This window comes from Paracidovorax wautersii (genome assembly GCF_900113035.1).
GTDB classification, from domain to species: Bacteria; Pseudomonadota; Gammaproteobacteria; order Burkholderiales; family Burkholderiaceae_C; genus Paracidovorax; species Paracidovorax wautersii.
The window spans coordinates 1-19596 of sequence record NZ_FONX01000007.1; the positions used below are offsets into that span (position 1 = coordinate 1).

General features: G+C 71.5%; 17 protein-coding genes. 7 read left to right on the plus strand and 10 right to left on the minus strand.

The features are described 5' to 3' along the window. Positions 1 to 453 precede the first annotated feature (453 nt). Both urtE and BM070_RS12010 read left to right on the plus strand, forming a co-directional pair. The gene (gene urtE, locus BM070_RS12005) at positions 454 to 1158 is read left to right on the plus strand and encodes an urea ABC transporter ATP-binding subunit UrtE (protein WP_092939652.1); all 705 of its coding nucleotides are present in this window, start codon (positions 454 to 456) and stop codon (positions 1156 to 1158) included. A 137-nt stretch (positions 1159 to 1295) separates the two neighbouring features. Further along, positions 1296 to 1952, plus strand: a complete 657-nt coding sequence (locus tag BM070_RS12010; RefSeq protein WP_092939653.1) for a LuxR C-terminal-related transcriptional regulator — start codon at positions 1296 to 1298, stop codon at positions 1950 to 1952. Between the two features lie 77 nt (positions 1953 to 2029). On the opposite strand, the gene BM070_RS12015 is transcribed toward BM070_RS12010, so the two are convergent. Further along, entirely contained in the window at positions 2030 to 4696 is a 2667-nt protein-coding gene (locus BM070_RS12015) for a PAS-domain containing protein (protein WP_092939816.1), read from the minus strand. 289 nt (positions 4697 to 4985) lie between these two features. Here BM070_RS12015 and BM070_RS12020 point away from each other — a divergent pair, with 289 nt between their 5' ends. Next, positions 4986 to 6329 (plus strand): dicarboxylate/amino acid:cation symporter, encoded by a 1344-nt coding sequence (locus BM070_RS12020; protein ID WP_092939654.1) that lies wholly within the window; start codon positions 4986 to 4988, stop codon positions 6327 to 6329. 170 nt (positions 6330 to 6499) lie between these two features. Then, a complete protein-coding gene (locus BM070_RS12025) occupies positions 6500 to 7726 on the plus strand; it encodes an MFS transporter (RefSeq protein WP_092939655.1) in 1227 nt (408 codons plus the stop codon). Between the two features lie 7 nt (positions 7727 to 7733). Here the strand turns inward: BM070_RS12025 and BM070_RS12030 are convergent, their stop codons facing one another. Continuing rightward, the gene (locus tag BM070_RS12030; RefSeq protein WP_092939656.1) at positions 7734 to 8564 is read right to left on the minus strand and encodes a phosphatase PAP2 family protein; all 831 of its coding nucleotides are present in this window, start codon (positions 8562 to 8564) and stop codon (positions 7734 to 7736) included. Positions 8565 to 8809: 245 nt separating this feature from the next. Here BM070_RS12030 and BM070_RS12035 point away from each other — a divergent pair, with 245 nt between their 5' ends. Beyond that, positions 8810 to 9895 carry a diacylglycerol/lipid kinase family protein gene (locus BM070_RS12035; protein ID WP_245785197.1) on the plus strand — a complete coding sequence of 362 codons (1086 nt, stop codon included), beginning with the start codon at positions 8810 to 8812 and terminating at the stop codon, positions 9893 to 9895. Positions 9896 to 9905: 10 nt separating this feature from the next. Next, positions 9906 to 10718: a metallophosphoesterase family protein gene (locus BM070_RS12040; RefSeq protein WP_092939657.1), complete on the plus strand. Its 813-nt coding sequence runs from the start codon at positions 9906 to 9908 to the stop codon at positions 10716 to 10718. A gap of 15 nt (positions 10719 to 10733) precedes the next feature. On the opposite strand, the gene BM070_RS12045 is transcribed toward BM070_RS12040, so the two are convergent. The 3 genes from BM070_RS12045 to BM070_RS12055 form a co-directional block, all read right to left on the minus strand. After that, a complete protein-coding gene (locus BM070_RS12045; protein WP_092939658.1) occupies positions 10734 to 11564 on the minus strand; it encodes an urease accessory protein UreD in 831 nt (276 codons plus the stop codon). 84 nt (positions 11565 to 11648) lie between these two features. Next, positions 11649 to 12173 (minus strand): nucleoside deaminase, encoded by a 525-nt coding sequence (locus BM070_RS12050; RefSeq protein ID WP_092939659.1) that lies wholly within the window; start codon positions 12171 to 12173, stop codon positions 11649 to 11651. Continuing rightward, positions 12170 to 13216 carry an ABC transporter substrate-binding protein gene (locus tag BM070_RS12055; RefSeq protein ID WP_092939660.1) on the minus strand — a complete coding sequence of 349 codons (1047 nt, stop codon included), beginning with the start codon at positions 13214 to 13216 and terminating at the stop codon, positions 12170 to 12172. Before BM070_RS12055 ends, BM070_RS12050 begins: the two co-directional genes overlap by 4 nt. A 605-nt stretch (positions 13217 to 13821) precedes the next feature. Here BM070_RS12055 and BM070_RS12060 point away from each other — a divergent pair. Next, a complete protein-coding gene (locus BM070_RS12060) occupies positions 13822 to 14763 on the plus strand; it encodes an isopenicillin N synthase family dioxygenase (RefSeq protein ID WP_245785205.1) in 942 nt (313 codons plus the stop codon). Positions 14764 to 14845: 82 nt separating this feature from the next. Here BM070_RS12060 and otnI read toward each other — a convergent pair whose 3' ends face one another. From otnI to ltnD, 5 genes are read right to left on the minus strand one after another with little or no spacing between them, the layout of a single operon-like run. Further along, on the minus strand, positions 14846 to 15652 hold the full coding sequence (gene otnI, locus BM070_RS12065) for a 2-oxo-tetronate isomerase (protein WP_092939662.1): 807 nt from the start codon (positions 15650 to 15652) through the stop codon (positions 14846 to 14848). A 25-nt stretch (positions 15653 to 15677) separates the two neighbouring features. Continuing rightward, positions 15678 to 16691, minus strand: a complete 1014-nt coding sequence (locus BM070_RS12070) for an alpha/beta fold hydrolase (RefSeq protein ID WP_092939663.1) — start codon at positions 16689 to 16691, stop codon at positions 15678 to 15680. A 22-nt stretch (positions 16692 to 16713) separates the two neighbouring features. After that, positions 16714 to 17424 carry a class II aldolase/adducin family protein gene (locus tag BM070_RS12075; protein WP_245785198.1) on the minus strand — a complete coding sequence of 237 codons (711 nt, stop codon included), beginning with the start codon at positions 17422 to 17424 and terminating at the stop codon, positions 16714 to 16716. Beyond that, complete coding sequence (gene otnK / locus BM070_RS12080) at positions 17421 to 18692, minus strand: 3-oxo-tetronate kinase (RefSeq protein ID WP_092939664.1); 1272 nt, start codon at positions 18690 to 18692, stop codon at positions 17421 to 17423. Before otnK ends, BM070_RS12075 begins: the two co-directional genes overlap by 4 nt. Next, positions 18689 to 19594, minus strand: a complete 906-nt coding sequence (gene ltnD, locus BM070_RS12085) for an L-threonate dehydrogenase (RefSeq protein ID WP_092939665.1) — start codon at positions 19592 to 19594, stop codon at positions 18689 to 18691. Before ltnD ends, otnK begins: the two co-directional genes overlap by 4 nt. Positions 19595 to 19596: the final 2 nt, after the last annotated feature.

The following is a 19596-nucleotide window of genomic DNA, read 5'->3' on the forward strand; positions in this document are numbered from 1 at the left end:
TGGGCTTTCTCCGTGCGAGGGCCGAGCGCAGCGATGGCCCGACTGGTTCCCCACTCCCTTCTGTGCGTGCCGAGAAGCGCAGGGCGGCGGGTGCGTGCGTGTGCCGAAGGACACACGCACTTCGTGCTCTGACTTGCCGCAGCTGTCCGAACGGAGCGCACGCAGTGCGCGCAGTGAGTTCTGCGGCAGCACCCGCCGACCGAGCATCGCAGGTTGCCCGTAGCGCAGCGGAGGGACACGCACAGCAGGGGCGCCTTTCTTTGGGGTACTTTTCTTTGGCGAAGCAAAGAAAAGTACCTCGCCCGCCGGGGCGAGACCCGGCCCCGGAAAGCAATCTCTCAGCCCAAGTCGCCACGACCCCGTAGCGCCCAAAGAGCAAAACAACTCAACTATCAAAAAGATAGCAAAGAGCGCGCAGAGAACAAGCGCTACCAGCCCAAAACACCACAAACCATGCTCACCGTCCAAAACCTCCACCAGTACTACGGCGGCTCCCACATCCTCCGCGACGTGAGCCTCACCGCCGCCCCCGGCAAGGTCACCGTCCTGCTCGGCCGCAACGGCGTCGGCAAGACCACGCTGCTCAAGAGCCTGATGGGCCTGGTGCCCATCAAGAGCGGCACCATCACCTTCGACGGCCAGCCCATCCAGGGCAAGACGCCCTACGAGCGCGCCCGTGCCGGCATCGGCTTCGTGCCGCAGGGCCGCGAGATCTTCGGGCGGCTCACGGTGGAGGAGAACCTGCGCATGGGCCTGGCCTACAAGAGCGCTTCCACGCCCGTGCCGGAGCACCTCTACACGCTGTTTCCCGTGCTCAAGCAGATGCTCGGCCGCCGCGGCGGGGACCTGTCCGGCGGGCAGCAGCAGCAGCTGGCCATCGCCCGGGCGCTGGCGCCCAGCCCGCGCCTGCTGATCCTTGACGAGCCCACCGAAGGCATCCAGCCCAGCATCATCAAGGACATCGGCCGCGTGATCCGCCGCCTGGCCGACGAGGGGCTGGACGGCCACCCCGTCGCGGTGCTGCTGTGCGAGCAGTACTACGACTTCGCCGAAGAGCTGGCCGACGAATACCTGGTGATGGAGCGCGGCGAAGTCATCGCGCGCGGGCCGGGCAGCGAGATGAAGGAAAAAGGCATCCAGCGGCTGGTCGCCATCTGACGGGAAGCGCTCAGCCAAGCCAAGCCCGATCAGGCAGGCAGGCCGGCCGGCCAGCCAAGGCCGCCCTTCAGCGGAAGGAATGGCCGCGCAAGGGGCTCTGCCTGCGCCGGTGCGCCGCCATGGCAGACTCAAGCCCCATGACCGAGCCCACCCCCGCGCCCGCCCTGCTGGTCGCCGACGACCATCCCATGTTCCGTGCCGCCGTGCTGCACGTGCTGCACGAGCGCGTGCCGCAGTACCGCACGCTGGAGGCGGTGAGCGCCGCATCGCTCGGCGCGGTGCTGCAGGAGCACCCGGAAGTGGAGCTGGTGCTGCTCGACCTGAGCATGCCGGGCACGCGGGGCTTCTCTGCGCTGCTGCATGTGCGCGGCGAATATCCGCAGCTGCCGGTGGTGGTGATCTCGTCGAACGACCATCCGCGCGTGATCCGGCGCGCGCAGCAGTTCGGCGCGGCGGGCTTCATCCCCAAGTCGGCGCCGGCCGAAACGCTGGGCGAGGCGGTGACGGCCGTGCTGGACGGCGGCAGCTGGTTTCCGCCGATGGAGGCCGAGCGTTCCGAGGCCGACGCCGAGCTGGCCGGCCGGCTCGCGCAGCTCACGCCGCAGCAGTTCCGCGTGCTGCTCTGCCTGGCCGACGGGCTGCTCAACAAGCAGATCGCGCACGAACTGGGCCTGGCCGAGAACACCGTCAAGGTGCATGTGACGGCCATCCTCAAGAAGCTCGAGTGCTACAGCCGCACCCAGGCGGCGGTGCTGGTCAAGAGCCTGGAGGCCGACGCCGACGCGCCGAATTGAATCGGATCGGAGCGGATCGGATCGATTTGAATTTAGCTTGAAACCGGCCGCAGCCCAGGTGTTTCCTGGGCTGCCTGCTATGGATTTTGATTGTCCGGCGCGGTGGCCGCTTCGCGCGCGCTGTCGCGCAGCCGCAGCAGCGTCTGGCTCATGAGCGCCCGCAGCGCTGGTGCGCGCACCGGCTTGGCGAGAAAGCCCCAGCCGCGCTCGGCCGCCTGGCGGCGCAGCGTGGCGTCGCGCTCGGCCGTCACCAGGATGACGGCGGGCGCCTGGCCCCAGCGCTGGCACAGCTCGGCATACACGTCGGGGCCCTGGGGGCCCGTGCCCAGGTGCACGTCCAGCAGCACCAGCTGCGGCGCCTGTCCGGGGCGGGCCTCTGCCAGGGCCTGCGCCGCGCCGCCGGCCAGAGGCACCTGGCAGCCCCAGCGCTGCAGCAGGGCCTGGGTGGCGGCGCAGGTCTGGCCGTCGTCGTCGATCACCCAGGCGCTGCTGCCGTGCAGGGGTGCGTCGCCTTCCTGCTCGCGCGACGTGGCGGGCGCGCCCTGGCGCTGCATGGCGGCGGCATCGCCCAGCGGCACGCGCACCCAGAACACGCTGCCGCGGCCCAGCTGCGAACGCAGGCCCACCTCGTGCCCCAGCAGCCGGCCCAGCCGTTCGACGATGGCCAGGCCCAGGCCGGCGCCGCGGTCGCGCTCGTCGTTGCCTTCGTCCAGGCGGCGGAATTCCTCGAAGATCTCGCCCTGCAGCGCCTCGGGGATGCCCGGGCCCTGGTCGTGGACCTCGATGCGCACATGGCCGCCGCGCCCGTCCTGGCCCGCCTCGTGGCGGCAGCCGACCACGATGCGCCCGCGCCGGCTGTAGCGGATGGCGTTGGAGACGAAGTTCTGCACGATGCGGCGCAGCAGGTTCTCGTCGGTGCGCACCACGGCGCGCGTGGGCACGCAGCGCAGCTTCAGGCCCCGGCTGTCGGCCAGCACGCCGAAGTTGTGGCCCAGCACCTGCAAGAGCGGCCCGAGCGCCACGTCGCGGATGCGCACTTCCAGCTGGCCTGACTCCATGCGGGCGATGTCCAGCAGGCTATTGAGGATCGCGTCCTGCGAGGCGAGGGCGCCGTCGATGCTGTCGGCCGCATGCTGGGCCGCATCGCCGTGCAGGTGGCTGCGCAGCAGCGAGGTGAACATGCGCGCCGCGTTCAGCGGCTGCAGCAGGTCGTGCACGGCGGCGGCGACGAAGCGGCTCTTGTAGCGGTTGGCGCGCTCGGCTTCCTGGCGCGCGGCCTCCAGGTCGTGCGTGCGTTCGCGCACCCGCTGCTCCAGCGCGTCGGCCAGGGAGCGCAGCTCGCGCGCCGCGTTCTTGTAGCTGGTGATGTCGGCATAGCTGGTGACGAAGCCGCCGTCGGGCAGCGGGGTGCCGCGGATCTCCAGCACCGTGCCGTCGCCCTTGGCGCTTTCATGCAGGTGCGGCTGGCCGCTGCGCAAGTGCTGCAGGCGCCGGGCGATGGCCTCTTCGGCGGGCGGCGGGCCCAGCAGGCCGCGCCGGGCGTTGTGGCGCAGCAGGGCCTCGATGGGCTGGCCCACCGTCATCAGGTCGGCCGGGTAGCGAAAGAGCTGCACGTAGCGCGAGTTCCAGGCCACCAGCCGCAGCTGCGCGTCGATGATGACCACGCCCTGCGGCAGGTGCTCCAGGCTGCGCGCCAGGCCCATGTCGGTCTGCCGGGCGGCCTGCTGCGCGGCCTGCACGATGCCGTCCTTGGCCGAGCGCAGCTCCTGCGCATGCTGCTTGAGCACGGCTTCCAGCTCCTGGCGGCTGTGCTGGCGCAGCCGCGCCATGCGCTGGCGCTGGCGCACGAAGAGCACCAGCAGGCCCAGCGCCAGCCAGCTGCCGCCGCCCGCCGCCGCGGCCCAGCGGCTGTTGGCCACGCTGCTGTGCGTGTCGTGGATCAGGTGCAGCTGCCAGGCGGTGCCGGGCAGGGCCTGGGAATGCCAGAGCACCTGCCCGGGCAGCGGCGGGGCATCCATGCGCGCCAGCATGCCGCCGTCGTCCAGCCGCTCTTCGGTGCGGTAGGCGAGGGGCCTGAGCGGCTGGTCGGAATACTGGCGCGTGGCGGACAGCTCGCGGCGCTCCTGCGCGTCCAGCGGGTGCAGCAGCCGGTAGCGCCAGGCGTCCTGGCTGGCGAGGAAGACCACGCCGTGCGCGTCCGAGGCCAGCACCACGTCCGGCGTCTGCAGCCATTCGCGCTCCAGCTCGTGCAGCGCGATCTTGATCGCGACCAGGCCCAGCGTGCGGCCCTGGCGGTCCACGATGGCCTGGGAAAGGAAGTAGCCCGGCTCGCCGGTGGTCACGCCGATGCCGTAGAAGCTGCCGCTGCCCTGCTCCAGCGCCTGCTGCACGTAGGGGCGGAAGCTGTAGTCCACGCCCACGTTGCTGGTGGACGCTCGCCAGTTGCTGGCGGCCACGGCGCGGCCCTGGCGGTCCAGCAGCGTGAGGGTGGAGGACTGGCTGGCGCCGTTGGCCTCTTCCAGCTTGCGGTTGAGCCGGTCGGTCTCGCTGGCCGAGAGCGGGTGGGTGAGGGCGGCGCGCAGCTGGTCGTCCAGCGCCAGCACCTCGGGCAGGGTGCGGTAGCGGTCGATGCGCTGGCCCAGGGTCTGGCCGTAGAGCGCCAATTGGCGCTGCACGGTGTCGCTCTCGTCGCGCAGCGAATGGCGCCAGGCGAGTTCTCCGGCCAGGAACATGCTGGCCGCCATGCCGCCGATGAGGGCGACCAGGGTCCAGAGCAGGCGGCGGTGGTTGGGATGGATCGGGCGCACGGGCCGGATTGTCCCCCGGCGGGCGCTGTCGCCAGGGCCGGGCGGCCCGGACGGGCGTTTTTGTGGTGCGCTCTTCTTAGGGGTTTCCCTAGGTTGGTGCGGCGCTCCAGAGGGAGGGCCGCAGAGCTAATACCAATGGGCTATCGGTCCCGGAATACCGTAGCAGTACAAATCGTAACCTTGGATGCACCCCGCTGGTGCACATCGCAGATCAGGAGACCGCCCCATGCATGCCATTCCCGCCGCAGACCCCCACAGCCAGCCGCGCCTGCCTGTGCCTTTCTACCGCCAGCTGTACTTCCAGGTGGTGATCGCCATCGTCCTGGGCGTGCTGCTCGGGCACTTCGAGCCGGCCTACGGCGCCGCGCTCAAGCCGCTGGGCGACGCCTTCATCAAGCTCATCAAGATGATCATCGCGCCGGTGATCTTCCTGACCATCGTCACCGGCATCGCCGGCATGACGCACCTGAGCAGCGTCAGCCGCGTGTTCGGCAAGGCCATGGCGTACTTCCTGACCTTCTCCACGCTGGCCCTGGTGGTCGGCCTGCTGGTGGCCAACGTGATGCAGCCGGGCGCCGGCATGCACATCAACCCGGCCGACCTGGACCAGAAGGAAGTCACCTCCTACGTCGCCAAGTCGCATGACATGACCCTCACCGGCTTCGTCATGGACATCATCCCCAAGACCCTGGTCAGCCCCTTCATCGGTGACAACATCCTGCAGGTGCTGCTGGTGGCCGTGCTGTTCGGCGTGGCGCTGGCGCTGTCGGGCAATGCCGGCCGCCCGGTGCAGAACTTCCTGGAATCGCTGACGGTGCCCGTGTTCAAGGTGGTCCACATCGTCATGAAGTTCGCCCCCCTGGGTGCCTTCGGCGCCATGGCCTTCACCATCGGCAAGTTCGGCGTCGGCTCGCTGCTCAACCTGGCCGAACTGGTGGCCACGTTCTACATCACCTCGCTGCTGTTCGTGCTGGTCGTGCTGGGCGCCGTCGCCCGCGCATGCGGCTTCTCGGTCCTCAAGCTGATCAAGTACCTGAAGGCCGAGCTGCTGCTGGTGCTGGGCACCTCCTCGTCCGAATCGGCACTGCCGTCGCTCATGGAGAAGATGGAACGCGCCGGCTGCCGCAAGTCCGTGGTCGGCCTGGTCGTGCCCACCGGCTACTCGTTCAACCTGGACGGCACCAACATCTACATGACGCTGGCGGCGCTCTTCATCGCCCAGGCCACCGACACGCACCTGACGCTGGGCCACCAGATCGCCCTGCTGCTGGTCGCCATGCTGTCGTCCAAGGGCGCGGCCGGCGTGACCGGCGCCGGCTTCATCACCCTGGCCGCCACCCTGGCCGTGGTGCCCGAAGTGCCGGTGGCCGGCATGGCGCTGATCCTGGGCGTGGACCGCTTCATGAGCGAATGCCGTTCGCTGACCAACTTCATCGGCAACGCCGTGGCCACCGTGGTCGTCTCCCGCTGGGAAAACGCCCTGGACCGCGACCGCCTGAACGCGGCCCTGGACGGCCAGCCGCTGCCCCCGCTGGTGACCGACGACACCGTGCCGGCGCCGGCGGTCTGAATCCTTCGCCGCGCCGCCCGCCGGCGGTGAACACCGAAAAGCGGTGCAGCCTTTGCGGGCTGCACCGCTTTTGCGTATCAGGCCCGGGGCGAAGGGCATGCTAAGGTCGGCCGTCCGGTCGCACCGCCGACCCCGAACCGCAACGCCGAACCCGCGCCGCGCCGCCTGCCATGTCCTCCGCGCCTCTTCCTCCCGACTCCCTCGCTCCCGCAGCCTCCACCGAACACGACAGCCGCACGCTGCTGCGCGCCGTACTGGCGCTCGGCGTGGGCGGCTTTTCCATCGGCACCGGCGAATTCGTCATCATGGGCCTGCTGCCCGAGGTGGCGCGCGACATCGGTGTCTCCATCCCCGAAGCCGGCCACGTCATCAGCGCCTATGCGCTCGGCGTGGTGGTGGGCGCGCCCGTGCTTGCCGTGCTGGCCGCCGGCTGGGGCCGCCGGGCGCTGCTGATGGCGCTCATGGCCGTCTATGCGCTGGGCAACTTCGCCTCGGCCATCGCGCCCACGTACCACTCGCTGGCCGCGATGCGCCTGCTGACGGGCCTGCCGCACGGCACCTATTTCGGCGTGGCGGCGCTGGTGGCTGCCTCGCTCGCGCCGCCCGGCAAGCGCGCGCGGGCCGTGGGGCTGGTGATGCTGGGCCTCACCAGCGCCACGCTGGTGGGCGTGCCCATCGCCGCCGCGCTGGGGCAGGTCTTCGGCTGGCGCGCCGCCTTCGTCTTCGTGGGGCTGATCGCCGTGCTGGCCGTGGCGCTCGTGCGCGGCGGCGTGCCGCACATTCCGGCGCCGCAGGGCGCCAGCCCGCTGCGCGAGCTGGGGGCGCTCAAGCGCAAGCAGGTCTGGCTCACGCTGGGCATCGCCGGCATCGGCTTCGGCGGCATGTTCGCGGTGTTCAGCTACATCAAGCCCACGCTGATCGAGGTGGCCGGCCTGCCGCTGTCCGGCGTGCCCTTCGTGCTGGCGCTCTTCGGCCTGGGCATGGTGGCGGGCAACCTGGTGGGCTCGCGCATGGCGGACAAGGCGCTCATGCGCACCATCGGCCAGCTGCTGGTGTGGTCGGCCGCCGTGCTGGTGTTCTTCGTCTTCGCCGCCCACCATGTGGCCACGGCGGCGGTGGCGACCTTCCTGCTCGGCACCGTGGTCGCCATCGGCCCGGCGCTGCAGATCCGCCTGATGGACGTGGCGGGCGAGGCGCAGACGCTGGCCGCTGCGCTCAACCACTCGGCCTTCAACGTGGCCAATGCCCTGGGCGCCTGGCTGGGCGGCCTGGCCATCGCGGCCGGCCTGGGCTGGACTTCGACCGGCTGGGTGGGCGTGGTGCTCAGCGTGGCCGGCATGGGCATCTTCGCCTGGTCGCTCGCGGCCGAGCGCTCCGATCGGGCCGCGCGGCGCTGAGCCGGCCTCAGGCCGCTGGCCTGCGCAGCCGGTGCCAGTGCGTGGCGCCGCGCAGCACCAGCAGGCAGCAGGCCAGCCAGGCGCTGCCGGTGATCCAGCCGGCCAGCACGTCGCTGGCGAAATGCACCTGCAGCACCACCCGGCTCCAGCCCACGGTGACGACGACGGCCGCCGCCAGCAGCAGGGCCGGCCGGTGCCAGCGCGCCGGCAGCAGCCGGAAGGCGAGGAAGGCCAGCATGCCGTAGGCCACCAGCGACGAGCTGCTGTGCCCGCTCGGAAAGCTGAAGCCTTCTGCCACCGCGATCTCGTGCGTGTGCACGGGCCGCACCCGCTCGAAGCTGTGCTTGAAGGCCCGCGTCAGCAGGCCATTGCCGGCCAGCGCCACCACCCAGCCGGTGGCCAGCATGCGGCGCCCGCGCAGCCAGAGGGCCACGGCGACCACCACGGCCAGCACGGCGAGCACGGCCGTATCGCCCAGGTGCGTGAGGCGCGCGAACAGCGTCAGCGTGAGCGTCGATGCGCTGGCGCGCAGGGTGGCGGCCAGGCTGTCGTCCAGCGCCGCCCAGGCGGTGGGCTGGCCCCAGGCGTCGGCCAGCAGCGCCAGCACATGGGCGCAGGCCCAGAGCAGCACGCCCGCTAGCGCCATGGTGGCGGCCAGCGCCACCGGGCCGGAAGGGCGGGGCAGGCGCGTGGCCCAGGGGGCGTAGTGGGGCGCTGCGCGCGTGCTGCCGGCATGCACCGCCCAGGCCAGGCCCAGCGCCAGCGCCAGCCCGGCCAGCCACACGGCGACGGGGTGCGTGCCGGCCCAGGCGCCCCAGGCGGCAGTGGTGGCGCTCATGGGCGGCCTCCGGCGAGGGGGCGCGAGGTGAAGGGCTGGGGCAGAAAGCGGAAGGAAGTCATCGGCATGCGGTGTCGGAAATCAGCCGGCCATTGTCCCCACGCGCTCGCCGGGCGCCGCTGGCCCCATGCGCCTCTGGGGGCATTTCGCGGCATTGGCTGACACGGGCTGGCGGCGCGCCGCAGTGCCGCGGGGCCTGGCGGGTTCCACAATCGGCCGCTGCCCGCACGCAAGGTGTTCACGACATGACGCACAACTCTTCCCCCGCCTATATGCCGCCCCGGCCCGCTGCCGATGCTCCCCTGCACATCGTCGTGCCGCTGCGCCCCGGCGCCGACCTGGACCAGCTGCGCGCCAAGCTCGACGCCGTGCCGCACCTGCGGCAGCGCGCCGTGCGCTGGCATGTGCCTCGCGCGCGGGCCGACATCGTGCAGCTGTCGCTGGAGGCCGCGCGCAGCGCCAAGGCCGACGGAGGCCTGGTGATTGCGGCCGGCGGCGACGGCACCATCAATGCCGTGGCTACCGCCGCCTGGGCCGAGGGTGTGCCCATGGGCGTGCTGCCGATGGGCACCTTCAACTATTTCGCCCGCGACCAGTCGCTCTCGCTGGAGCCGCAACAGGCCGTGCAGGACGTGCTCACCGCGCTCGAAGGCGGCGACATGCGGCCGGTGGGCGTGGGCTTCGTCAACCAGCGCATGTTCCTGGTCAACGCCAGCGTGGGCCTCTACCCGCGCCTGCTGGACAACCGGGAGCGCGCCTCGCGCCGCTTCGGGCGCACGCGGCTGGTGGCGATCCTTTCTTCGATCTGGAGCGTGCTGCGCGGCAGCGCCTCGCGCCGCTGGCGCGTGTCGGTGCAGCCCGAAGAGGGCGCGCCGCTGCAGCAGCAGGAGCACCTGGTTTCCACGCTTTTCGTGGGCAACAACCGGCTGCAGCTGGAGCAGGTGGGCATCGCCGAGGCGCAGGACGTGGCCGGCGGCGACCGGCTGGCCGTGGTGCTGCTGCGCCCGCCCGAGGGCGATGCCTCCACGGCCCGCATGGTGGGCAACGCCATCCTGGGCAAGCTGGGGCAGGACGAATCGGTCACCAGCCTGGCCTGCACCGAGATGGTGGCCGAGCCCGCCAGCTGGAAGCCGCAGCGCGTCAAGGTCGCCTTCGACGGCGAGCGCGAATGGATGCCGCCCCCGATCCGCTTCCGCGTGGGCGAGCGCCCCCTGTGGCTGGTGGCGCCCACGGCCACCGCCAAGGATGACGACCCGGTGCCCGAAACCGCAGCCGCGGCCGCCGAGCCGGAACCCGCCCCCGTGCCGCCCGCCGGGCTCGCCCCCGCCTGAGGCCGCGCGCATGAGCGTCCTGCTGCACATCTCCGACCTGCATTTCGGCGCCCACGACCCGGCCGTGTGCGACGCGGTGGCCCGCCTCACGGCGCGGCTGGGCGTGCGCGTGCTGGTGGTGTCGGGCGACCTGACCCAGCGCGCGCTGCCGGCGCAGTTCGAGCAGGCCCACGCCTTCATCACCGCCCTGCCGGCGGAGCACCGCCTGGTGCTGCCCGGCAACCACGACGTGCCGCTCTTCGCCTGGTGGGAGCGCCTGGGCGGCCATGCCTACGACCGCTATGCGCGCTGGTGGGGCGATGCCCTGGAGCCCGCCTGCGAGGCCGACGGCTTCGCGGTGGTGGGCGTGAACACCACGCGCTGGTGGCGCCACCAGCGCGGCAGCCTGTCGGTGCGGCAGATCGATGCGGTGGCCGAGCGCCTGGCCGCGGCCCGGCCCGGCACCTGGCGCATCGTGGCCAGCCATCACCCGCTGGTCGCCGTGCACCCGCAGGACCGCAGCCACCGCCCGCACCGCGCCGAACGCGCCCTGGCGCGCTGGAGCGCGGCCGGGGCCGACCTGCTGCTCTCGGGCCACGCCCACGAGCCGGGGCTGGTGGAGCCTATCAGCGGCCTCTGGTCGGCCCAGGCGGGCACGGCGGTGTCGGTGCGGCTGCGCGCCAGCGCGCCCAACAGCCTCATCACGCTGGAGCGCCTGCCGGCGCCCGAGGGCCGGGGCGACCAGCGCTGGCTGACGCGCTGGGACTATGTGCGCGACGCGGGCGAATTCCTGCCGGTGGAGCGGCACGACCTGAGCCGCACCTCGCCCCTCGCCGCTGGCTGAGGCGGCTTCAAGCAACTACATCGACCAGATGCGTGGCCGCTCGGCCGGCAATTGCCAGAGTTCGGCGCGCCACGCGGCCCACACGCGCTGCAGCAGCGCCATGGCGGGCTCCACCACCGGGGCCAGGGCGCGCACCACGACCACGCGGTCGTTGGGCGCGGTGGCGCCGGCCAGGGGCGCGAGCGCATCGGCATCGATCACGGCGCGCGCGCAGTCCAGCGCGGCTTCGCGCCGCTCGCGCGAAAGCGGCGAGCCCGCCACGAAGAAGAGCGATGCGAGGCAGCGGTGCCCGGCGAGACCCAGCGGCCCGTCCATCAGCAGCGCGTCGGCGGCGTCGATGCGGCCGCGTTCCAGCCACAGGCCCGACACCTCGATGTGCTGCTGCAGGCGCCCCTGCGTGAACGGCTTGCCCGCGTGCGGCAGGCCGAAGGCGGCCACGTCCAGGCCGATCATCTCGGCGCCGGGCGCCAGCTCCATGGTCAGGCGGTTCTCGGCGTTGCAGGCGTCGAAGCACAGGGCTTCGAGCGGCAGCCATTCCAGGCGCGCGCCGGGCTCCAGCACCGCATGCGTGCGCTGCAGCGCCAGCGGCCCGAGCGAGCGGTAGAAGCGCGTGGCGCCGGGCGTGGTCACCAGGCCGTGCGCGCCTTCGCCCACGCGCAGGGCGATGTCCAGCGTGTCGCCGCCCACCAGCCCGCCGGGCGGGTGGACCAGCACGTTGTGGCAGACCGCGTCGCCCTCGGGGTAGAGGCTTTGCAGGATGCGCAGCGGCCCGCTGTGCTCGAAGCGGGCGACGGTGCGGCCGTGTTCGCGGCGGTAGTCCAGTTGCAGGCGGGCGTGCCAGGTCATGCGGTGCGTGCTATCGAATGAAGAGCGGAACGCGCATGATATACGGGCGCTGCAGCCCGTCTGGGCTGTAAAAGCCGGTGCCGCTCAGGCCTTCCACGCGCCGACGTGCGAGGCCGAGGCCTCGTCGATCAGCGCCGGGCCGATGCAATCGATGGGGTGGGGCGAGGCGTCGAACACGTCGCGGCAGGAGAGCTCGGCGTCGCGCTGGTCCTGCCGCTCGCCGCGGAAGGCGCGCAGGCGTTCGGCGTCGATGCCATAGACCACCCGGCCGATGTTGGACCAGAAGATGGCGCCTGCGCACATCACGCAGGGCTCGCCCGACGAATACAGCGTGGCCTCGGCGAGCGTGTCGCGCCCGTGCGCGGGGCTGGCGACGCGGATCGCCGACGTCTCGGCATGCGCGGTGCAGTCGCCGGTCTCGCCGTTGGCGTTCCAGGCCTCGGCCAGCAGCGTGCCGTCGGCCGCCACGATGACGGCGCCGAAGGGGCGGTTGCCGCGCGCCCGCGCCTTGTCGGCCAGGGCGATGGCCTGGCGCAGGTAGCGGCCGTCGCGCTCGTCCAGCGGCACTTCGGCGGGGAGCGGGGGCAGGGCGGTGGCGAGCGCGCTCATGCGGCCACCTTGCGCTCGGCCGCCGCGGGCAGGAAGGCGGGGTTGAAGACGCGCTCGGGCGCGGGCTTGCGCGCCAGGCCGAACACGGTGGCGACTTCATCCACCTGGCGGGCCAGCACGGCGGGCGCGACGGCGCCCAGGCCGATGGCCTGCGTCTCGGCCGTGTTCAGGTACTGGCGCGTGATGCCCCAGCGCTCGCGCTCCACATCCATGTTCAGGATGGGCTCGCGGGCCTTGATGGCGGCCAGCGCCGCATCGGGCTGGGCCAGCGTTTCGCGCAGGGCGCGGTTGCTGGCGCGCAGGAAGGCGCGGGCGGCGTCGGGTTTTTCTTGCAGCAGCTTGCCGGCCAGCAGGGCGTTGCCGTAGAGCTGCAGGCCGGCGCGGCTGTATTCGAGCACCGCCAGGTCCTTGGGCGGGATGCGGGCGAAGAGCGAGACGGCGGAGTCGTGGAAGTAGGTGGCGGCATCGACGTCGCCGCGCACCATGACGTTGTCGCGCGCGCTGAAATCGGTGGTCACCCACTCGAACAGGTCGGGCCCGGTCTTGAGCGCCCGCGCCACCATGGGCCAGCTGCGGCGGGTGGATTCGACGGCCGCTGCCGCCACGCGCTTGCCCTTGAGCGAGAGGAAGTCTTCGGTGATGCCCCGGTCCCGCCGCCCGATGATGACGAAGGGCGCGCGGTTGTAATACTGATAGACGGCCTGCACGGGCGTCTCGGGGTTCTGCGCGTGGAATTCGACCAGCGCGCTGAGGTCGCCCAGGCCCAGGTCATAGGCGCCGCTGGCCACGCGGGTGATGGAGGCCACCGAGCCCGAGCCCACGTCGATGGACACGTCCAGCCCCTCGTCCTTGTAGTAGCCCTTGGCCAGCGCCAGGAAGAAGGGCGAGGTCTGGCTGGTCACGCGGAAGTCGAGCGTGAACTTCAGCGGCACGAGGCTGCGCTGCGCGTGGACGGCGGGCGCGAGGCCCAGGCCCAGCGGGGCGCCCACGGCGGCGGCGATGGAGGTGGAAAGGCTGCTGGAGAGGAAGTGGCGGCGTTGCATGGCGGATGCTCTTCGGTTCGGACGACAGTTCGGTCGAATGGCCGGCGCGCAGGGTGGCATGCACCCCCGCGGACGGTGCGAACGAGCAATTTCCGGGCGCCGCCGGGTGTTGCATGGCCGGCTGCGCTGAACGCTTCTACTCGGCAGAGGCCATTGCATGAAGCGTGCCGGCCCGCACGGGCATGCAGGCAGGCCGGCATGCGCCGCTCTGGTGCGAAGGCATTGGCCTGTGAATTGCTTGCCGGTAGCGCGAGAGTAGAAGCGTTCAGTTCGGCCGCCACGGGCTTGCTTGCAAGCCTGCGGGGCCGGCGGGTCATTGCTCTTGAAGCCGGTGCCAGCCGGATGCGCGTGCCGCGCCCCATCGTGGGTTCGGGCCGCACCCGGCCGGTGCCTCGTTCCTTCAAGAGCCCGTGGCGCCGCGTGCGCCCTGCCTGCATTGCCGGCCCTGCCGCAGCGCCATGGGTTCTTGTGCCTCACCACCACCCGAACCGAGGATCGCGCCCATGACCGCCCCCACGCTTTCTCCTGCCGCTGCCACCCCCACCCCCGTCTATGAACCCGCCAACGCCCAGGGCGTGATCGCCGAGCTGGAAAAGGAAGCCCGCATGGGCGGCCTGGGCGAGGAAACCAACGCCCGCGAGGTGCGTTGCATCGACATCTCCGACTTCGACGCGCGCAAGGAAGAGATCGCCGAGGCGCTCTGGAGCGCGTCGGTGGAGATCGGCTTCTTCCAGGTCTCGGGCCACGGCATTCCGCTGGAGGACATCCGCGCCGCCTTCGCGCGGGCCGAGCGCTTCTTCGCGCTGCCTGCCGAGACCAAGGCGCAGTGGCCGCTGGCGCGCAATGCGGGCTGGGAGCACAAGGCGCAGATCCGCCCCTCCACCCGCACGCCGGACCAGAAGGAGTCCTACCAGGTCACGCGTCCGCGCATGGCGGGCCTCTGGCCGACCGAAGAAGAGCTGCCGGGCTTCCAGGAAGCCACGCTGCGCTTCGAGGCGCAGTGCTGGCAGGTGGCGATGCAGCTGCTCTCGTGCTTCGCCTGGAAGCTGGGCTTCGCGCCCGACTTCTTCACCCGCGCCCACGACCCCTCGGTGCCCGCCTACCAGAGCACGCTGCGCATGCTGCACTACTTCGCTGTCGATCCCGCGCTGAAGGACGAACTGGGCCTGTGGCGCGCTGGCGCGCATACCGACTTCGACTGCCTCACGCTGCTCTTCCAGCGCGCCGGCCAGGGCGGGCTGCAGGTGCTGCCGGGCAAGGAGATGGAAGGCCGCGCCTGGACGCCGGTGGACCCGATCGAGGGCGTCATCACCTGCAACATCGGCGACATGCTGATGCGCTGGAGCGATGACCAGCTGCCCAGCAACTTCCACCGCGTGCGCAACCCGCTGCCGCACGAATACCAGGGCGCGCGCTACAGCCTGGCCTTCTTCGCGCAGGCCAATGAAGACGCGGTGATCGAAGGCCCGGCGAAGAAGCACCCGCCGATCACCGGGGCCGAATACCTGCGCCAGCGCATCAGCGCCAACTTCTCCAACCGCTATTGAGTCGGTCGGTTTTCAAGGCCTTATCGGCCTGCAGCGCTTGCGGATCAAGCGCTGATAGCTATCTTTTCGATAGCTTTTCGGCTCAGGCCGCAGGCAGGTACGGCTTGAGCCAGCCCAGCCCGTCGCTGGTGGCGTGCGGCGCCGTGCCGCGCGCGGGGCGGTATTCGCAGCCGATCCAGCCGTCATAGCCCAGCGTGTCGAGCAGCCGGAACAGATAGGGGTAGTTCACCTCGCCCACATCGGGCTCGTGCCGCTCGGGCACGCCCGCGATCTGCAGGTGGCCGACGCGGCCGGTGGGCAGGTACTGGCTGATCTTCGCCGCCAGGTCGCCTTCGACGATCTGGCAGTGGTAGAGGTCCATCTGCACCTGCACGTTGGGCGCGCCGATCTCGGCGATGAGCGCATGGGCCTGGTCCTGACGGCTCAGGAAAAAGCCCGGCATGTCGCGGCCGTTGATGGGCTCCAGCAGGATGTGGATGCCGTGCGGCGCGGCCTGCGCGGCGGCATGGCGCAGGTTGGCGATGTAGGTGGCGCGCATGACGGCAGCGTCGGCGCCCTGCGGCACCAGGCCGGCCATCACGTGGATGCGCGGGCACTGCAGGGCCTGCGCGTATTCGATGGCCTGGGCGATGCCGGCGCGGAATTCGGCCTCGCGCCCCGGCAGGCAGGCGATGCCGCGCTCGCCCGCGTCCCAGTCGCCGGGCGGGGCGTTGAACAGCACCTGCTGCAGGCCCAGCGTGCGCAGGCGCTGGGCCAGTTCCGGTGCAGGCCAGGCGTAGGGGAACAAATATTCGACCGCCTCGAAGCCGTCGCGGGCGGCGGCGGCGAAGCGGTCGAGGAAGTCCAGGTCGTTGTAGAGCATGGACAGGTTGGCGGCGAAGCGGGGCATGGGCTGTGTCCTTGGAAATGACGGTTCAGAGGCGCGGCGCGGTGGCCAGCAGTTCGGCCAGCTGGTCGCGGTAGAAACGCGCCTGCAGGGCGGTGGCGTGGCCGGTGGTGTCGGCCGCCGTCGGGATCATGTGGTGCCGGGCGTGCGGGATGCGCGCGATGGCGGCTTCCAGCAGGCCGAGTTCGGGCGGGTTGCGCTCGTCGTCGGCCGAGTTGATGGCCAGCACGCGCGCGGTGATGCGCTCCAGCCCGGCGGCCGGATCGTAGCTGTGCGAAGCCTCCCACTGGTAGAGGTGGTCGTTGGCGTCGCCCGCGAAGGCCGCCTTCAGGCGCTGCTCCAGCAGTGCGTCGGCGGCCGCGCGCGTGGGCGCGAGCTGGTGCAGACCCAGGTGCCCGCCGTTGGTGGCGATGCCGTAGAACACCGAGGCGAACTGCAGGCTGCGCGGCTGCTGCGTGTAGTGGCCGCCTCGCCAGTCCGGGTCGTTGCGGATGGAGTCGGTCACCAGGCGCCGCAGCATCCAGTTGCGGCCCGCCATGGGCGCGGGCAGCGCGGCCATGGGCACGGCGATGTCCATGAAGCCGGGATGGCGCTGCGCCCAGAGCCAAGTGTGCATGCCGCCCATCGAATAGCCCAGGACGGCGCGCAGGTGGCGGATGCCCAGGTGCTCTGCCAGCAGCCGGTGTTGCGCTGCCACCATGTCGCCATAGTCATAGGCCGGGAAGTCGGTGCGCAGGCCGTCCGACGGCTTGCTGGACCGGCCGGTGCCGATGGCGTCGGGCAGCACGATGAAGTGCTTGCGCGCATCCAGCGGCTGGCCTGGGCCGAACAGCTCGCCGGCGAAGCCGGGCCCGAGCAGGGAGTCGGCCGAGCCGTTGGTTCCGTGCAGCACCAGCACCGGCTCGCCAGCCGGGTCGCCGAGCGTGGTGTAGGCCAGCTTCAGCGCGGGCAGAACCTGGCCGGTATGGAAGCGGAAGTCATGCACCACCCATTCGCCGCGCTGCGGCGCCGGGTGGGGGGACGTGATGGGAGCGGAGGTCATGGCAGCAAGCGGTGCGGCGCAGCTACCAACTGGCGCCGAAGGTCTGGCGCAGCTCTTCGATCTGCGCTTCGGTCAGCGGCGCTGCATCGGGTAGCAGGCGGTGCAGGCGGGCGGTTTCCTCCAGCTCCTCCAGCACGGCCATGGCTTCGGCCGGGCTGCCGTGCCACACGTTGGGCCCCAGGCGCGCGAGCATCACGGCCTTGAGGTGCCGGCCCTGCGCGGCATGCCGCGCGATGGCGCGGGCCACGGCCTCGGCCGCCGCCGGGTCGCCCGGGCGGTGGTAGGCGATGTGCGGCACCCGGCCCACCTTCATCACGAAGTAGGGCGTGATGGGCGGCAGCAGTTCCGCGTCGTCCACCAGCCGCCCGCCGGCCGCGCTGTCGGCCGCCAGCGAGCAGGCCACCAGCTGCGTGCTGTGCGTGTGGATCACGCAGCGCGCCGGCTCGCCGGCCTCGGCCGTGGCGGCGTAGATGTGGCGGTGCAGCGCGATGGTCTTGCTGGCGCGGTCGCCCGACAGCTGCCGGCCTTCGGCATCCAGGCGCGCCAGCCGTTCGGGCTGCAGCGTGCCCAGGCAGGCGTCGGTGGGCGTGATGAGGTAGCCATCGGCCAGCCGCACGCTGATGTTGCCGGCGGTGGCGTGCACGTAGCCGCGCGCGAAGAGGCTCTGGCCGACCCGGCAGATCTCGGCGCGGGCGGTGTCTTCATCCAGGAAGTCGGGGGTGGGCAGGCTCATGGCTGCAGTGTGGCGAAGGCCTTGGTGAAGAAGTCGGCGCTGCCGAAGTTGCCCGATTTCAGCGTGATGTGCAGGCCTTCGGGCGCGTCGGCCGCCAGAGCGTGGCACCAAGGCACGCCGGGGTCGATCTGCGCGCCGATGCGCATCTGCGCGATGCCCAGGGCCTGCACGCAGGCGCCCGAGGTTTCGCCGCCCGCCACGATGAGCTGGCGCACGCCGCGCTGCACCAGGCCGCGCGCGATGGCGGCGATGGTTTCTTCCACCATCGCGCCGGCCTGGCCCGCACCCAGCTGGCCCTGCACCGCGCGCACGGCCGAGGGCTCTGCCGTCGAATACACCAGCACCGGGCCGGCGGCCAGGTGGGCGTCGGCCCAGGCCAGGGCCTCGGCCGCCACGTCCACCCCGGCGGCGATGCGCAGCGGGTCGATGGCCAGGGCCGGCCGGCCGGACTGGATGAATTCCATGACCTGCCGGTTGGTCGCCACCGAGCAGCTGCCCGAGACGACGGCCTGCAGCCCTTGCGGCGCGGGCAGGCGCGCGGCTTCGTCGCCCGGCGCGATGCCGAAGTTGCCCGGCAGGCCGATGGCCACGCCCGAGCCGGCGGTGACCAGGGGCATGCCCTTCAAGGCCGGGCCCAGGCGCAGCAGGTCGGCGTTGGAGACCGCATCGACCACGGCCATGCGCACGCCCTCGGCCTTGAGCTGGCCGATGCGTGCGCGGATGGCGGCCTCGCCCTGCGCGACCACGGCGTGGTCGATCAGGCCCACGCGGCTTTCCGTCTGCGCCTGCAGCACGCGCACCAGGTTGGGGTCCGCCATGGGCGTGAGCGGGTGGTTCTGCATGCCGCTCTCGTTCAGCAGCACGTCGCCCACGAACAGGTAGCCCTTGAACACGGTGCGCTGGTTGTCTGGGAAGGCGGGCGTGGCAATGGTGAAGTCGGTGCCCAGCGCCTTCATCAGCGCGTCGGTGACCGGGCCGATGTTGCCTTCGGACGTGCTGTCGAAGGTGGAGCAGTACTTGAAGTAGATCTGCTGTGTGCCCTGCGCCTGGAGCCACCGCAGCGCGGCCAGCGACTGGGCGATGGCCTCGTCCTTCGGGATGGTGCGAGATTTGAGTGCCACCACCACGGCATCGGCCTCGGTGTCGAGGGGCGCCGTGGGCACGCCCATGACCTGCACCACGCGCATGCCGGCGCGCACCAGGTTGTTGGCGAGGTCGGTGGCGCCGGTGAAGTCGTCGGCGATGCAGCCGAGCAGCGCGCGCGTCATGCCTGCGGCTCCTGGCCGGCGGGCAGCGTGATGCCCGGGAAGATCTTGATCACGGCGCTGTCGTCCTCCTTGGCGAAGCCGGCGGTCGAGGCCTGCATGAACATCTGGTGCGCGGTGGCGGCCAGCGGCAGCGGGAATTTGCTGGCGCGCGCGGTGTCCAGCACCAGGCCCAGGTCCTTCACGAAGATGTCCACGGCCGACAGCGGTGTGTAGTCGCCCGCCAGCACGTGGGCCATGCGGTTCTCGAACATCCAGCTGTTGCCTGCGCTGTGGGTGATGACCTCGTACAGCGCCGCCGCGTCCACGCCTTCGCGCAGGCCCAGGGCCATGGCTTCGGCAGCCACGGCGATATGCACGCCCGCCAGCAGCTGGTTGATGATCTTGACCTTGCTGCCCGCGCCGGCCCGGTCGCCCAGGCGGTAGACCTTGCCGGCCATGCCGTCCAGCACGGCGCCGGCCGCGGCATAGGCTTCGGGCCGGGCCGAGGTCATCATCGTCATCTGGCCCGATGCGGCCTTGGCCGCGCCGCCGGAGATGGGGGCATCCACGTAGTGCAGGTCCAGCGCGTTCAGGCGCTCCTCCAGCGCCACGGACCAGTTCGGGTCCACCGTGGAGCACATCACGAAGGTGCTGCCCGGGCGCATGGCGGCTGCGGCACCGCCCTCGCCGAACAGCACGCTCTCGGTCTGCGCGGCGTTGACCACCACCGACACCACCACGTCGCTCGCCGCAGCCAGGGACGCCGCCGTGGCGTGCGCCGTGCCGCCTTCGGCTATGAAGGCCTCGGCCACGCCGGGGCGCACGTCGCAGACATGGATGGCGAAGCCGTTGCCGCGCAAGGTCTTGGCGATGCCGGCGCCCATGGCGCCCAGGCCGATGATGCCCACGGTGGGAAGGTTCATGG

Excerpts from the sequence above, each read along its gene's own strand:
- ltnD (WP_092939665.1), bottom strand. The coding sequence starts at position 19,594 with ATGAACCTTCCCACCGTGGGCATCATCGGCCTGGGCGCCATGGGCGCC.
- BM070_RS12050 (WP_092939659.1), bottom strand. The coding sequence starts at position 12,173 with ATGAGCGCGCTCGCCACCGCCCTGCCCCCGCTCCCCGCCGAAGTGCCG.
- otnK (WP_092939664.1), bottom strand. The coding sequence starts at position 18,692 with ATGACGCGCGCGCTGCTCGGCTGCATCGCCGACGACTTCACCGGCGCC.
- BM070_RS12025 (WP_092939655.1), top strand. The coding sequence starts at position 6,500 with ATGTCCTCCGCGCCTCTTCCTCCCGACTCCCTCGCTCCCGCAGCCTCC.
- BM070_RS12055 (WP_092939660.1), bottom strand. The coding sequence starts at position 13,216 with ATGCAACGCCGCCACTTCCTCTCCAGCAGCCTTTCCACCTCCATCGCC.
- urtE (WP_092939652.1), top strand. The coding sequence starts at position 454 with ATGCTCACCGTCCAAAACCTCCACCAGTACTACGGCGGCTCCCACATC.
- BM070_RS12060 (WP_245785205.1), top strand. The coding sequence starts at position 13,822 with ATGGGCGGCCTGGGCGAGGAAACCAACGCCCGCGAGGTGCGTTGCATC.
- BM070_RS12045 (WP_092939658.1), bottom strand. The coding sequence starts at position 11,564 with ATGACCTGGCACGCCCGCCTGCAACTGGACTACCGCCGCGAACACGGC.
- BM070_RS12030 (WP_092939656.1), bottom strand. The coding sequence starts at position 8,564 with ATGAGCGCCACCACTGCCGCCTGGGGCGCCTGGGCCGGCACGCACCCC.
- BM070_RS12015 (WP_092939816.1), bottom strand. The coding sequence starts at position 4,696 with ATGGCGGCCAGCATGTTCCTGGCCGGAGAACTCGCCTGGCGCCATTCG.
- BM070_RS12040 (WP_092939657.1), top strand. The coding sequence starts at position 9,906 with ATGAGCGTCCTGCTGCACATCTCCGACCTGCATTTCGGCGCCCACGAC.
- BM070_RS12075 (WP_245785198.1), bottom strand. The coding sequence starts at position 17,424 with ATGAGCCTGCCCACCCCCGACTTCCTGGATGAAGACACCGCCCGCGCC.
- BM070_RS12010 (WP_092939653.1), top strand. The coding sequence starts at position 1,296 with ATGACCGAGCCCACCCCCGCGCCCGCCCTGCTGGTCGCCGACGACCAT.
- otnI (WP_092939662.1), bottom strand. The coding sequence starts at position 15,652 with ATGCCCCGCTTCGCCGCCAACCTGTCCATGCTCTACAACGACCTGGAC.
- BM070_RS12070 (WP_092939663.1), bottom strand. The coding sequence starts at position 16,691 with ATGACCTCCGCTCCCATCACGTCCCCCCACCCGGCGCCGCAGCGCGGC.
- BM070_RS12035 (WP_245785197.1), top strand. The coding sequence starts at position 8,810 with ATGACGCACAACTCTTCCCCCGCCTATATGCCGCCCCGGCCCGCTGCC.
- BM070_RS12020 (WP_092939654.1), top strand. The coding sequence starts at position 4,986 with ATGCATGCCATTCCCGCCGCAGACCCCCACAGCCAGCCGCGCCTGCCT.